Origin of the sequence: Vagococcus jeotgali (assembly GCF_035918315.1) — a bacterium.
In the GTDB taxonomy this organism is placed as follows: Bacteria; Bacillota; Bacilli; order Lactobacillales; family Vagococcaceae; genus Vagococcus; species Vagococcus jeotgali.
The window spans coordinates 576,074-590,907 of record NZ_CP142146.1 but is presented as its reverse complement, the minus strand read 5'-3'; the positions used below and the strand labels follow the sequence as shown (position 1 = coordinate 590,907).

At 33.6% G+C, this 14,834-nt stretch carries 15 protein-coding genes and 1 other RNA gene; 4 read left to right on the top strand and 12 right to left on the bottom strand.

What is annotated here, in order from left to right:
- Positions 1 to 76: 76 nt before the first annotated feature.
- Together rnpB and gpsB are read right to left on the bottom strand one after the other, a co-directional pair.
- Positions 77 to 450: RNase P RNA component class B (rnpB, locus tag VSF34_RS03035), an RNA gene on the bottom strand.
- Positions 451 to 469: 19 nt separating this feature from the next.
- Positions 470 to 955: a cell division regulator GpsB gene (gene gpsB / locus VSF34_RS03030; RefSeq protein ID WP_326717616.1), complete on the bottom strand. Its 486-nt coding sequence runs from the start codon at positions 953 to 955 to the stop codon at positions 470 to 472.
- Positions 956 to 1,270: 315 nt separating this feature from the next.
- Here gpsB and recU point away from each other — a divergent pair, with 315 nt between their 5' ends.
- Together recU and VSF34_RS03020 are read left to right on the top strand one after the other, a co-directional pair.
- On the top strand, positions 1,271 to 1,894 hold the full coding sequence (gene recU / locus VSF34_RS03025) for a Holliday junction resolvase RecU (RefSeq protein WP_370659268.1): 624 nt from the start codon (positions 1,271 to 1,273) through the stop codon (positions 1,892 to 1,894).
- A complete protein-coding gene (locus VSF34_RS03020) occupies positions 1,875 to 4,139 on the top strand; it encodes a PBP1A family penicillin-binding protein (RefSeq protein ID WP_326717615.1) in 2,265 nt (754 codons plus the stop codon). Before recU ends, VSF34_RS03020 begins: the two co-directional genes overlap by 20 nt.
- Before the next feature lie 48 nt (positions 4,140 to 4,187).
- Here the strand turns inward: VSF34_RS03020 and nth are convergent, their stop codons facing one another.
- The 8 genes from nth to VSF34_RS02980 all read right to left on the bottom strand — a co-directional run bounded on the left by nth (position 4,188) and on the right by VSF34_RS02980 (position 11,247).
- Positions 4,188 to 4,856, bottom strand: a complete 669-nt coding sequence (nth, locus tag VSF34_RS03015) for an endonuclease III (RefSeq protein WP_326717614.1) — start codon at positions 4,854 to 4,856, stop codon at positions 4,188 to 4,190.
- An 8-nt stretch (positions 4,857 to 4,864) separates the two neighbouring features.
- Entirely contained in the window at positions 4,865 to 5,572 is a 708-nt protein-coding gene (locus VSF34_RS03010) for a DnaD domain-containing protein (RefSeq protein WP_326717613.1), read from the bottom strand.
- A gap of 120 nt (positions 5,573 to 5,692) precedes the next feature.
- A complete protein-coding gene (upp, locus tag VSF34_RS03005; protein ID WP_326717612.1) occupies positions 5,693 to 6,322 on the bottom strand; it encodes a uracil phosphoribosyltransferase in 630 nt (209 codons plus the stop codon).
- An 81-nt stretch (positions 6,323 to 6,403) separates the two neighbouring features.
- A complete protein-coding gene (gene glyA, locus VSF34_RS03000) occupies positions 6,404 to 7,642 on the bottom strand; it encodes a serine hydroxymethyltransferase (RefSeq protein WP_326717611.1) in 1,239 nt (412 codons plus the stop codon).
- 55 nt (positions 7,643 to 7,697) lie between these two features.
- Positions 7,698 to 8,738, bottom strand: a complete 1,041-nt coding sequence (locus VSF34_RS02995; protein ID WP_326717610.1) for an L-threonylcarbamoyladenylate synthase — start codon at positions 8,736 to 8,738, stop codon at positions 7,698 to 7,700.
- Positions 8,739 to 8,752: 14 nt separating this feature from the next.
- Positions 8,753 to 9,592: a peptide chain release factor N(5)-glutamine methyltransferase gene (prmC, locus tag VSF34_RS02990; protein WP_326717609.1), complete on the bottom strand. Its 840-nt coding sequence runs from the start codon at positions 9,590 to 9,592 to the stop codon at positions 8,753 to 8,755.
- Positions 9,585 to 10,655, bottom strand: a complete 1,071-nt coding sequence (prfA, locus tag VSF34_RS02985) for a peptide chain release factor 1 (RefSeq protein ID WP_326717608.1) — start codon at positions 10,653 to 10,655, stop codon at positions 9,585 to 9,587. The genes prmC and prfA overlap by 8 nt, the downstream gene beginning before the upstream one ends.
- Positions 10,656 to 10,668: 13 nt before the next feature.
- Entirely contained in the window at positions 10,669 to 11,247 is a 579-nt protein-coding gene (locus VSF34_RS02980; RefSeq protein WP_326717607.1) for a thymidine kinase, read from the bottom strand.
- Positions 11,248 to 11,442: 195 nt separating this feature from the next.
- Here VSF34_RS02980 and VSF34_RS02975 point away from each other — a divergent pair, with 195 nt between their 5' ends.
- Entirely contained in the window at positions 11,443 to 12,054 is a 612-nt protein-coding gene (locus VSF34_RS02975) for an FMN-dependent NADH-azoreductase (protein ID WP_326717606.1), read from the top strand.
- Between the two features lie 69 nt (positions 12,055 to 12,123).
- Here VSF34_RS02975 and VSF34_RS02970 read toward each other — a convergent pair whose 3' ends face one another.
- Both VSF34_RS02970 and VSF34_RS02965 read right to left on the bottom strand, forming a co-directional pair.
- Positions 12,124 to 13,281: an AI-2E family transporter gene (locus tag VSF34_RS02970; RefSeq protein ID WP_326717605.1), complete on the bottom strand. Its 1,158-nt coding sequence runs from the start codon at positions 13,279 to 13,281 to the stop codon at positions 12,124 to 12,126.
- Between the two features lie 11 nt (positions 13,282 to 13,292).
- A complete protein-coding gene (locus VSF34_RS02965) occupies positions 13,293 to 13,640 on the bottom strand; it encodes a PTS glucitol/sorbitol transporter subunit IIA (RefSeq protein ID WP_326717604.1) in 348 nt (115 codons plus the stop codon).
- 162 nt (positions 13,641 to 13,802) lie between these two features.
- Here VSF34_RS02965 and VSF34_RS02960 point away from each other — a divergent pair, with 162 nt between their 5' ends.
- Positions 13,803 to 14,831, top strand: a complete 1,029-nt coding sequence (locus tag VSF34_RS02960) for a lactonase family protein (protein ID WP_441351073.1) — start codon at positions 13,803 to 13,805, stop codon at positions 14,829 to 14,831.
- Positions 14,832 to 14,834: the final 3 nt, after the last annotated feature.

Here is a 14,834-nt window from a genome sequence, read left to right as displayed (position 1 = left end):
ATTTATCATTATTTTTTATTTTTTTATTACAAAAAAAGCCCTCCATCAAATCGGAAGGCTACCTGATGTTGTAATTTTCTATAAGCCATGTTCTGTATCACTCACTACCAGGTCAATACTGAGTGATGATAACCATCTGTCTACAGAAAAATCTGTTTTTCCTCTAAGTTCAATTCCCTGAGAAAAATGCCCCTACCATATGTTTGGGTTGCTCGCTCGAGGGGTTTACCCGTTCCACTAACTTTATTTCTAAAGTTACTTCGTCACTGTGGCACTTTCAAGGATACTCGTGCATAGTCTCAAGACCTTAGCAACTTTTTCCTGCCGTTACCTCTTAAAAGAGGCACCTTAATTTATTTTTTCATTAAGCACGAACACTACAAGCATCTCAGCTTGTGCGAGCATGGACTTTCCTCAACCTAAAAATTTAAGCTGCGGTTATCCGAAAATTACAATACATATTCTGTTGTTAGAAGCGACGAGTCATATCTAAATCATCATTTCCTTTTAATACCTTATCTACGGCATTAGCTAAAGAAGCTCTTGCTTGGCGATTAACTAATTCCTCATCTAGTGTGGTACCACCTTGAGCTCTAACTTGCTCGTTTACTGTAATATCAATCTTCTTCTCTTCTAACTTTCCACCAAAAACATGTTTTTCTAAGTTAGATAAACGTTTTAAAATATCAAAGTTAGTTACAGATGTATTTTTAGTCGCTGCTGGTGTTTCTTGTTTCATTCTTGATAAGCTTGCTTGATTTTGTGTTAACTGATCTACCTTATTAACCAAACGATGATTTTCTTCTTTTAAGGCTAATAATTCTTGATTATATGTTTCATAATCTTTAATAACATTGTCTAAAAATTCGTCTACCTCAATTGGGTCATAACCTCTTACTTTTGATTTAAATTCTTTTTGTAAAATATCTTTTGCTGAATAGTTTAGTTTAGTCAATTGTTGTCACACCTCATTATTTAATTAATTGATTCACGCTACTAATGCGTAAAACCAAATAGAATACATTACTCTTCACTTCTACTATAATCAGTTTCATAGTAGAAAACAACTATTTTATACAAAATTATGCTTTTTTTTCAAAATTTTGTTTTCTGCCTGACAATACACCTATAATATTCCCTCTTAATTTAGATTTATTTTATGACTATAAGCTTAGAACAGATAGAAAAAGAATTAAGAAACTTAAAATTTACTTGTTTTCTTTTCATTGATATCATAATTTTGTTATAATACGCAAAGGAGTGTGATCATTTGACTATTAATTATCCTAATGGCATGAAAAATAAAAGGCCTAGTAATCCCAAATCTTCAAAGCCAAAAACTTTCTCCAACCGTGGTATGAACTTTGAGAGCTACATTAACCAAAGTAATGATTACTACTTAGAAAAAGGAATTGCTGTCATTCATAAAAAACCTACACCTGTCCAAATTGTTCAAGTTAATTACCCTAAAAGAAGTGCTGCTGTCATTACAGAAGCCTATTTTAAGGAAGCTTCAACAACGGATTATAATGGTATTTATAAAGGTTATTATTTAGATTTTGAAGCCAAAGAGACAAAGAATAAAACGTCATTTCCAATAAATAATATGCATGATCACCAAATTAAACACATGAAACAATGTCTAAGACAAGGAGGAATTGTTTTTATTTTAATTTGGTTTTCAACTTTGAAACGCTGCTTTTATTTACCTAGTGATGTTATGATTGACTTTGTTGAAAACACACACATACATGGTAAAAAATCAATGCCACTTGACATGATTGAAAGCACTGGATATGAAATATCTATTAGTGCTTATCCTGTTATTGCTTACTTATCGATTATTGATCAATATATTTTAAAAGGAGATTCTCATGATGAAACAAGAGCCTGAAGGCAAACATAGTGCAACTAGAAAGAAGAAAAAGAAGGGTGAGGGAATTCTTATCTTTTTCATTGTTTTACTATCTCTTATTGCAATCCCCTTAATCGGGGGGACTGGTTTATTTTTTTATTATGTCAAAGATGCACCAGAGTTAGATTACAAAAAATTAGAAGACACTAAATCTGGAAAACTATATGATATGAATGATAAAGTTTTCTTAGAATTAGGAGATAAAAAAAGAGAAACCATCGAGCCTAACCAAATTCCTCCTATGTTAAAAGATGCTGTTACATCAATTGAAGACAAGCGTTTTGAAAAACATATGGGAATTGATCCTATTCGAATCACAGGTGCTGCTGTGGCAAACGTTAAGGGAGAGCACAAACAAGGTGGTAGTACCTTAACACAACAGCTAATCAAATTATCTTTCTACTCGACACAAAAAAAAGACCAGACCTTAAGACGTAAAGCACAAGAAGCTTGGTTATCACTAAAATTAGAACAACAAAAATCAAAAGATGAAATTTTAACCTATTACATTAACCGTGTTTATATGGCAAATGGTGTTTATGGTATGAAGACAGCTTCTGAAACTTATTTTGGTAAAAACATTGATGACTTGACTGTTGCCCAATATGCGTTACTAGCTGGGATACCTCAAGCTCCTAATGATTATGACCCTTATAATAACGAAGAACTTGCAACTAAAAGGCGAAACACTGTTTTACAAGAGATGTTAAAAGATAAACACATCACTCAAGCTCAATATGATGAGGCTAAAAAAACAAAAGTCAGTGACGGATTGCAACCTCTTAAAGACGATTCTATGATGCAAATTGTAACAGATAGTTATATTATGGAAGTTATCAAGCAAGTCGAAGAAGAGACTGGCAAAAATGTTTATACTGATGGATTGGATATTTATACAAATATAGATATCGATGCACAAACATATTTATATAATCTAGTTAATAATGAAGAGTCATCAATCAATTTCCCAGATCAGGATTTACAAGCTGCTGTGACTTTAGTTGATGTTAAAAACGGTGCTGTCATAACACAAATTGGTAATAGACAATCTGATGAGTATATACTTCGTGGGACAAACTATGCGGTTGAAGCTAAACGAAATATTGGCTCAACAGCCAAACCCCTTGTTGCTTATGCTCCTGCTATTGAAGAGCTAGAAATTGGATCTGGCGAAGTTTTTGTTGATGAACCTTACTCTTATGCAGACGGAACAAATGTTTACAACTATGATCGGTCATACCGAGGATCTTTAACTATGAGGGAATCATTAGTTGACTCAAGAAATGTACCTGCCTTAAAAGCTTTAAATGAGGTTGGAACTGATAAATCACAAGAAATGATTAAAAAACTTGGATTTAATAATACTATCTATGAAGGAACGGCCATTGGAATGGAAGCCTCAACAGAACAACTAGCTTCATCTTACGCAGCATTTGCAAATGGTGGTGTTTATTATAAACCAATGTACATTAATAAGGTTGTTTATGATGATGGCACTGAAGAAACCTTTGATGCTAAGGGTGAGCGTGCTATGAAAGAATCTACTGCCTATATCGTCACTGATATGTTAAAAGATGTTATCGATAGAGGAACAGGTGTCCCTGCACAAATTGACGATTTAGAACAAGCAGGAAAAACTGGAACAAGTAATTATGAAGATGATGCACTTGATAAAGTCAAGGGTGAAGGTAGTCCAGATATTACTTTTGTTGGTTATACACCTAAATATTCACTAGCTGTTTGGACTGGCTACAAAGATTATTTCCAAGCCATACCAGTATCTGATCAGCAACTTGCAATGGATATCTATCGGAATTTTATGACCTACCTATATCAAAATATTGAACCAACAGATTGGAAACAACCTAAAGAGGTCATCAGAATTGGTAATGAAGTTTACTTAAGAAGTAAAAAATCATCAAGTAATACTAATAATTACAATAATTACAATAATTATTCAGAGCAGCAAGATAACAACTACTATAATAATAACAACTATAACAATAATAATAATTGGAATGCACCTTCTGAAAGTAAGGAAGAACCAGCCAATACACCAAGTAGTTCAGAAGAAAAACCAAGTAATTCACCACCTCCGTCTAGTGAAAAACCAGTGGAACCTGAAAAACCCGTAGAACCGGAAAAACCTGTGGAGCCGGAAAAACCGGTAGAACCTGAAGTCCCTGTTGATCCAGGTGGTGGTGAACCTCCAAAAACTGAATAATCTCTTTTTAAAAACTTATAAAAATAGAGAATGACGTGACGTCATTCTCTATTTTTTCGCTTTTAATTTTTCTTTATCTCTTAATATTTTTTGACCACCAGCACAAAGTTCAAGCAATAAACAATCCTCACATTTAGGCTTACGAGCTGTACAGTGATATCTGCCAAACAATATCATAGTGTGATGTGTATCAATCCATCTATCAGCCGGTATTTTTTTCATCAAGGCTTCTTCTACTTCATCAACAGTTGCTGATTGCTTACAAATTCTAAGACGCTTACTGACACGTTCCACATGAGTATCAACTGCAATAGATGGAACATTAAATAAATCACCAGCTACAACGTTTGCTGTTTTTTGCCCAACTCCAGGTAGGCTAACCAATTCTTTTTTTGTTCTAGGTACTTCACCATTAAATTTTTCGATTAAAATATTAGATGTATTAATAATATTTTTAGCTTTTACTTTATAAAGGCCTATTGTCTTAATTCTACTCATAACATCTTCAATAGGTGCTTTAGCCATTTTTTCAACAGTTGGGTAAGCTTCAAATAAAAAAGGTGTCGCTTTATTCACTGAGACGTCAGTAGCTTGAGCACTAAGCATAACAGCAATCAAATATTGAAAGTCACTTCCATGATTTAACTCTCCTTCAGCATTTGGATAATACTCTTTCATTAAATCAATAGCTTCAACTGTTTTTTTCTTAGATAACATTTTCTCACCTAGCTTTCATTTGAATTTAACCAGTCAAACATCGGAATTTTAGGTAAAACTTCCTCTGTTGATGTTTGTTCTGATTTCTCATCTATTTGATTTAAACGTTTTTTCTGATCAAGTTGAATATCTCTAGACGTTTTTAAATTTTTCTTTTCCCACGATAAAAGTATCCGGTCAATATATTTCAAGCTATATGCTTGATTTAAAATGGCTTCTCTTAAAGCTAGAGTAATTAACTCAACTGAATAATCATCTTCATCTAGCCAAGCCTGAATGGTTTCTAGCTCAATAGGTGATAAGGGACGGCCAAATTCTTCTTCAAAACGATAAAATAAACTAGTTTTATCATCTTTTTTAGCAACCTCTAATTCAATTTCCTTCTCCTGCTCCATAACATGACTAATTTTGTCATAAACTGGTGTTAGATCATATTTATCTTCTGTTTTGTTCATATCATTATTTAATGTGACAATGTTTATAATTTGTTTCTCAAGTAGTGACTGGATTAACTGAAAACACCTCTCCTCAGAAATCGACATCACTTTAGCGATCTGAACTATTTCTGGGAAATAATTACCTTGTTGATCAAATCTAGCTAACTGAATATACATCATAACTTCTAGTTCATCTAAACCTATTTTCTTATAATAGGTTAATAATAAGTTAGAAATCGTTGTTGACTTAGCCTCTATATACTCTCTTAGTTCTAACATCATTCCCCCACCTTTTCTTTAGTATATCAAAAGTCTTTAGCAACACCAAACTTTGAGTACAAAAAGCAAAGAGACTGATCTATTAAAGGTCAGTCTCTTCTTTTGACTTGTTATCACTAATTATTTAGTTCCAAATAAACGATCACCAGCATCACCAAGTCCTGGTACAATATATCCTTGTTCATTTAATTTTTCATCTAAACCAGCTGTGTAAATGTCTACATCTGGATGAGCTTCTTGTAGAGCAGTAATCCCTTCAGGTGCTGCAACCAAACAGACAAACTTAATGTTAGTTGCTCCACGTTTTTTAAGTAAGTCAATTGCCATAATAGCTGATCCACCTGTTGCTAACATTGGATCAACAACAAATAATTGTCTTTCTGCAATATCAGCTGGTAACTTAACAAAATATTCAACCGGCTCAAATGTCTCTTCATCACGATATAAGCCAACATGACCTACTTTAGCTGCTGGAATAAGTTCTAACATCCCATCTACCATACCAATACCTGCACGAAGAATAGGTACAATAGCTACTTTTTTACCTGTTAATGTTTTTTGAGTTGTTTTTCCCATTGGAGTTTCAATTTCAATATCTTCAAGAGGCATATCTCTTGAAACCTCATAAGCCATTAACATAGCAATTTCATCAACAACCTCACGAAAAACTTTTGTTCCACAATCTTTCTCTCTAATGATTGTCAGTTTATGTTGAATTAGTGGATGATCAATTACTTGAAATTTTCCCATATCGCAATTCCCCTTTTAAATTTTTTATCTTATCTATTGTATCTAAAAAAAAGGTGATTGACTAGTCAATCACCTAAAATTTTAGCTATATAACGTGTGTTTCTTTAATATTGTTGCCACATCTTGGTTAATACGCTCTAAAACTTTTTCATCACTAGCATTAGATAGAGCTTCAACGATTAATTCAGCTACTTGTGCAGCATCATCTTCTTTAAAACCACGTGTCGTAATGGCAGGTGTTCCAATTCTAATACCACTTGTTTCAAACGGTGAGCGACTTTCAAAAGGAATCGTATTTTTATTTACTGTAATATTAACAGACTCTAAAATGGCTTCTGCTTCTTTACCTGTCATACCAAGACCTGTCACATCAATTAATAATAAATGATTATCAGTATCACCACTAATTAAACGAACCCCTTCTGATTGATTAATGACACGTGCCATCGCTTTAGCATTGAGTACAATTTGCTTACTATATTCTTTAAATTCTGGTAACAATGCTTCTCTAAATGCCACAGCTTTTGCTGCAATCACATGTTCTAGTGGTCCCCCTTGAATTCCTGGAAAAATAGCACTATTGATTTTTTTAGCTAATTCAGGTGAGTTAGTTAAAATAAGACCACCACGAGGACCTCTTAGTGTTTTATGAGTAGTTGACGTCACAACATCAGCATAAGGCATTGGGTTTGGATGTTCACCTGTTGCAACAAGTCCAGCGATATGAGCCATATCTACCATTACTTTTGCACCAACACTATCAGCAATTTCTTTAAAACGTTTAAAATCAATTTCACGAGAATAAGCACTAGCTCCCACTACAATTAATTTTGGTTCATGTTTACGAGCTAGAATTTCTACCACATCATAATCAATCACTTCAGTCACAGGATCCACACCATAAGATACAAAATCATATGTTTTTCCACTAAAGTTTACTGGAGAACCGTGAGTTAAATGACCTCCTGCTGTTAAATCCATACCTAAAATAGTGTCACCTGGTTCTAAAAGTGATAAATAAGCAGCTGTGTTGGCTTGAGATCCAGAGTGTGCTTGAACATTAGCAAAATCTGCTTGAAATAAATCTTTCGCACGATCAATAGCTAAATTCTCTACCACATCAACAAACTCACACCCACCATAATATCTTTTGCCAGGGTAACCTTCAGCATATTTATTTGTTAATACACTACCTTGTGCTGCCATGACAGCTTCTGATACAAAGTTTTCTGAAGCAATTAATTCAATGGTATCTTGTTGTCTTTTCTTTTCATTGGCAATAGCTTCCCATAATACAACATCATCTTTTTTAAAATCCATATCCCTCACACTCCCAATCTTCTTATTGATTTGTATTATACTGATTTTTCCTTTTTTACACAATAAACTTATTCTGATTAGCAGCTTTTTTTAATCTGTTCATATATCCTAGGTTTTCAGAGACATCTTCATACGCTTCTACTAAAATAATTCCTGACTCTTCTGGCAGAACCTTATCTAATGCTCTTAAACCACTAAACAAGTGTTGCATCGCTTCTTTAATACTTTTTTCTTGTGATAATTCTACTTGAATTATATCTGGATATGAGCTTAGTTGATTTAAAATCAACTGACTGGCTAATATACCAACTTGTTTATGTTTCTTTTGATAATAGTCTAGCGCTTGATACCAAACTTCTATCTCACCTTCTATCATGACAACTTCTGTATTTGGTGAATAGTGTTTATATTTCATCCCAGGAGATTTTGGTACTTCAGTCTCATTTGATACATGAGCATCTATCTCAACTGGACCAATCACTACTTGAATTTGTTCTCTTGTAATAGCACCTGGTCTTAAAATGGTAGGAATCAAATCATCGCTTAAATCAATCACTGTTGATTCAATACCTACTTGACACTCACCCCCATCTATCACGCCTTCAATTTTTCCATTTAAATCATCTAATACATGATTAGCTGACGTTGGACTTGGTTTACCAGATGTATTTGCACTAGGACCTACTAAAGCCAAGCCACTCTTTTTGATTAAGTTTCTTGTGACAAGGTTATCAGGTAGACGAAAAGCTGTCGTTGAAAGACCTGCTGTTACATATTTAGATAACGCGTTGTTTTCTTTTGTTTTTAAAATAATAGTTAATGGACCAGGCCAAAATTGATCCATTAATTGTTTGGCCTTAAGAGGAATATCTTCGACAAAAAGCTCCAGCATATTCTCATCACTAATATGGACAATTAGAGGATTATCACTAGGTCTGCCTTTAGCCTGATAGACATTTCTAACAGCCAAATCATTAGTCGCATCAGCACCTAATCCATAAACTGTTTCTGTTGGAAAAGCTATAATACCACCTTGTTGTAACACTTTTGCTGCTAGATTCAAATCACTTTTTTGATACACCCTTGTTTCAACCATCTCTATTCCCTCCTTTAAGAGACAATGATTATTCTATCTTGACCTGCAATATCTTTTACTAGTCTAACCTTTTTATTTGGAAAGTAATGTTGGTACATTTGCTGGATAGCATCCCCTTGCTTATATCCTATTTCTAAATATATTTTGCCAGTTTTACTAAGCTTAAAAACAGCTTCTTTGGCTATTTTTTCATAAATCGCTAATCCATCATTATCAGCAAACAAAGCTAGTTTAGGTTCAAAATTTCTAACTGACTCATCCATTACGTCCCACTCCTTATCACTGATGTAAGGAGGATTTGATATAATAATATCAATTTGTTCTTCATCTATTGGTTCTAGTGTACTGCCGTAAAAGAAATGGATTTCTTCTTCTAATTTTACCGCATTTTTCTTAGCTATTTCTAGAGCATCTAATGATAAATCAACTGCTCTTACTTGCCAATTTTGACGGTGTTTTTTTAATGATAAAGCAATCACCCCACTACCTGTTCCAATATCTACCACTATTTGTGGTTTGTTAGTATTTTCCCTCAAACATAAATCTACCAACTCTTCTGTTTCAGGTCTAGGAATTAAGGTTGCTTCACTCACTAAAAAACGCTCCCCGTAAAACTCACAAGAGCCAATTAAATATTGAGGTGGATAATTTGTGACTACTTTTTCTAAATCTTTTTTTAGCCTATGTTTCTCACTTACAGGCATTTCTGCTTTCAAATTTAACAGTAAATCTGTTTTACACCATTCATGGTATTCTAAAATTAAATACTCGGCTATATATGATTCTTTTCCATTATTTTCTAAAAAAGAAGAAGCCCATTTCAGGACTTCAAAATATGTGACTAATTTATCCATTTAACTTATCCAATTGAGCAGTTTGGTCGTAGATAACTAGAGCATCAATAATCTCATCAACTTTACCAGCTAAAATCTGATCTAATTTTTGAATGGTCAAACCAATACGATGATCTGTCACTCTGTTTTGTGGGAAGTTATATGTTCTAATACGCTCAGAACGATCCCCACTACCAACAGCAGATTTACGAGTAGCATCATATTCACTTTGACTTGCTTGTTGCAACTGGTCATATACTCTAGCACGCAAAATTTTCATCGCTTTTTCTCTGTTTTTCAACTGAGAACGCTCATCTTGCATAGCCACTACAACACCTGTTGGCTCATGAGTTAAACGAACAGCTGAGGCAGTCTTATTAACATGCTGACCACCAGCACCACTAGCATGATAAATATCAACTCGAATATCTTTATCTGCTAAATCAAGCTCTACCTCTTCGGCTTCTGGTAACACAACTACTGTGGCAGTTGATGTATGAACACGGCCTTGTGATTCAGTTGAAGGAATACGTTGGACACGGTGAGCACCACTTTCATATTTAAGTTTTGAGTACACACTATCACCTGTGATCATAATTGTTACTTCTTTATACCCGCCAATATCTGTGATGTTAGCATCCATGACTTCAAACTTCCAACCTTGAGCCTGTGCATATGACTGATACATTTCAAATAAATCACCTGCAAAAAGAGCTGCCTCATCCCCACCTGCAGCACCGCGTATTTCCATGATAATATTTTTATCATCATTAGGGTCTTTTGGTAATAATAAAATCTTCATGCGATCTTCTAATTCATCACGTTCTGTTTTTAACTCTGATAATTCTTCTTTAGCTAATTCTTGCATATCATCATCTAGTTTTTCATTAAGTAATTCCTCAGCATCAGTAATTCCTGATTTTACTTCTTTGTAACGACGGTAAACCTCCACTGTTTCACGAGTATTGGCTTCTTCTTTTGACAACTCCATGAAGCGTTTTGTATCATTGACAACCTCTGGATCACTTAACAGCTCAGCAAGCTCTTCATAACGATCTTCTACTGCTTGTAATTGTTCGAACATTTACTTCTCTCCTTTATATTTCCATAATCAACGGGCTAACATAATGCTTACGACAAACTGGGTAATAAGCTTCATTGCCACCTATTTGTATCTGCTCACCAGTGTAAACTGGTTTATTATTATCCATTCTTAAATTCATAATTGCTTTTTTATGACAGAACCAACAAATTGTTTTTAATTCCTCAATTTTATCTGCGTAAAGTAGTAGATATTTTGATCCCTCAAATAATTCATTTTTAAAATCATTCTTTAAACCAAAGGCCATAACAGGAATATCTAACTCATCGACAATCTTCGCAAATTGAATCACATGTTGTTTCTCTAAAAATTGTGACTCATCAATCAAGACACAATAAGGTTTGAATGACAGAGATTTAACTGTTTCATAAACATCTGTTTCTGAAAAGATAGGTGTCGCTTCTCGCCTTAAGCCAATCCGACTAGAAATAAAACCAACCTCATCTCGTGTATCAATACCACTAGTCATTAACACAACTGGTTTGTTTTGTTCTTCATAATTATGAGCAACTTTTAAAATCTCGATAGTTTTCCCACTGTTCATTGCACCATATTTAAAAAATAATTGAGCCATATACTACTCTCCTCTATGTTTATCCCATGATAGTATACTGTAAATACTTAGAAAAATCATCCACTTATGTCTTTTTTTTAATTCCTATTTACTATTTTTATAATTCTCTTTGCTTTTTCAATATAAATCCGTTATATTAATACTAATTGCTTATTATTTATAAGTTATGAATAATCTAAATGAGGTATGTTTATTATGTCAAATTTATTAGTTGTGAAGTCTCATCCTTTAAGTAAAGAAGAATCTCGTACATTAGCTGTGTTAGATACGTTTTTAACTACTTATGAAACCACTAACCCAGCCGATACAATAACAGTTTTAGATTTATATGAAGATAACGTTCCAGAAATAGATAAAGATATGTTATATGGATGGGCAGCTGCTCAAAAGGGTGAGGAAATGACACCTGAACAACAAGCTAAAATAACTCGCTTTACAGAGCTTACTGAACAGTTTTTAAACTCTGATAAAATTATTGTCGCAAACCCTCTGTGGAATTTAAACATCCCGACAAAACTAAAGGCATGGATTGATACTATCACTGTGTCAGGTAAGACTTTCAAATACACAGCAGCAGGTCCTGTTGGTTTAACAAAGAATAAAAAAGTTGTGCATATTCAATCAAGTGGTGGTGTCTATGATGGGCATGATACGTCTTCACAGTTTATCAATAATATTTTTAACTTTGTTGGTGTAAATGACATTGATTCTATTTATATTCAAGGTATCGACCATCACCCAGAACAATCTGAGCAAATTTTAGCGGACATTCATGAGATAGCTAGACAAAAAGCTCAAACCTTTTAATTCATAATAAATAATTATAAAAGATAAAAGATCAGACAACGGACTTAGTAAATCCATTGCCTGATCTTTTTACGTTGATGTTTCTTCTGGTTCATCATACAAACCAGAAACATCTTTATACCACTCGAAAACATGTAATACTACAACTTTAATAGCTGCATATCCTGGTACACCTAGTATCACACCAAGTACGCCAAATAACTTTCCAGCTGTTAATAATACAAAAATAATAGTTAGTGGATGAATATCTAATTGACTTCCTAATACAAGGGGAGATACGACCCGTCCCTCAATCGTTTGTTCAATAATAAACACGATAATGACTGCTATTAACATCTTAGGACCACTTACCATTGCAAGAATGACAGCTGGAATCATAGCTAAAGCAGAACCAATATATGGAATTAAATTCAAAACACCAGCTAAAATACCTAGCGTAACAGCATATTCTAATCTAATAATACTAAACCCGATAGTAAACATAATCCCAACAGCAATAGCTACAGTCACTTTTCCCCTGACATATGATGATAATTGTTTATTAATATCTGATAAGACATTTAAGGTCGGTTGGCGCATTTTAGTTGGAACTGCCTTCATAGTATAGGGTACCAGTTTTTTGCCATCTTTTAGTAGATAAAATAAAACAAAAGGTACAATTATCACCGTCATCACAGCATTAGCCACAACACCTACAAAACTACCCAAACCTTTAAAGGTCGTTTTAGATAACGATTTTGTAAGTGTACTAATAGAAGAAAATAAATCATTTAAGTATTTCTCTATTGGCTCACTAAATTTATGTAGCAAGGGAGTTGATAGAAATTCATTGATCTTACTCTCAATAGTTTTCCAGTAGCTAGGCCACTCTGTAACAAAGCTTTTTATTTGTGAGTCTATTTTAGGAACTACAATCACAATACCCCAAGTAAATAATCCAATAACAACTACAAATAAAATGGAAATACCAAGTACCCGTTTAATCCCTTTTTTCTCCATAAAATTAACTATTGGATTTAACAAATAATAAAGTAGTCCTGCAATTAATATAGGAACTCCTACTATACCTAAAAATTCTCCAATAGGCTTGAAAATATGAGAAACTTTAGTAAATACTAAAACAATTAATAAAATAAGCAACACAATTAATAAGCTTGTCACTATTTTATTATTCAAAAACCACCGATAAAAGAAATTCCTCTTGTTTTTCTCCTGAATATCCTTCACAAAATCCTCTCCTACTTGTAAGTAATCACAGTACCTTCTTTGATGTCTGGTAAAGTGTATGGTTCTAAGAAGAGTGCATTAACTAATTCATCTGTTTCTTTAGGATTTTTAAACACTAAAGTCACATGCCCCAATTCTTCTAAGTGCTTATTGGCTAAAGTACCCACTTTTACAATATTATATATCTGCTCATCAAATGAGATTTGACTGCCTTCTGATAAGTTAAATGATTTTGAATCAACTTGTTGAATCACTGAGAAATTTTTTAATGACTCTGTTGCCTCTTCATTAAAAAGAATAATAATATCATCTGTTCCTAATGCATTTTTTCCAATTTCTGTTACAACTGATTTAACCATAATATGTTCCCCGCATTCTTTAATTTATTACTCATACAGTATAACACAATCTATATTTTGTCTTGCTTTTTGTTCCAAATGTCATCATCAATCATTATTTTTTTTTCTACGAATCGAACTATGATATACTTAAAACTGATAATAATGGAAAGGGTGACTTATATGCAACCAATTATTTTAGGCTCATATACAAGAAAAGATAGTAAAGGTGTTTACCAAATTCAATTAGATGAAGAAAATGGTATGTTAATTGATTTAAAAAATATCATTCAAGAAGATAATCCGACTTATTTAGATACGGCTCAAAATAATGACTTTTTATACACTGTAGCTAAAGATGGTGAAAACGGAGGTATTGCAGCCTATCAATTAGATGGCGAGGGAAACTACTCGTTAATCAACCGTGTTATGCTTAAGGGAGCTCCTCCGTGTTACGTCGCTGTTGATGGTGTTCGTCAATTAGTTTATGGAGCTAATTACCATCAAGGTATTGTCACATCATATAAAATTGAAGAAGACGGATCTCTTACATTAGCTGATAAAGTTCAACACACTGGTGATGGCCCTCACGCCAACCAAGATGGTCCACATGCTCACTATGCTGATTTAACACCAGATGACCGTTTAGTTACTTGTGATCTAGGAAGTGATACAGTTTATACATATAATATTAGCCGTGACGGAAAATTAACTGAAGCAGCTAAATTCCATGCCAAACCAGGGACTGGACCAAGACATTTAGTATTCCACCCGAAAAAGTCAATTGCTTATTTATTTGGTGAGTTATCTAGTGATATTGTTGTTTTAAGTTATAACGGAGAAACAGGGGAATTTACTGAAATAGAAACTGTTTCGACTCTACCAGAAGGTTTTAATGAATTTAACGGTGGGGCAGCTATTCGTATTACTAAAGATGGCAAATATTTGTATGCATCCAACAGAGGACATAACTCGGTAGTTGTTTACCGCATTTCTGATGATGGTAAACATTTAGAGACTGTTGAGTGGGTTAGTGTAGAAGGTGATTTCCCTAGAGACTTTAACTTGTCAGAGGATGAAGAGTTTGTTGTCGTTGCTAATCAAAATAGTGATAACTTAACACTTTTTAAACGACAAGCAGATACTGGTAAATTAATTTTAAAACAAAAAGACATTTATGCTCCTGAAGTTGTTTGTGTGAAATTCATTTAAGTT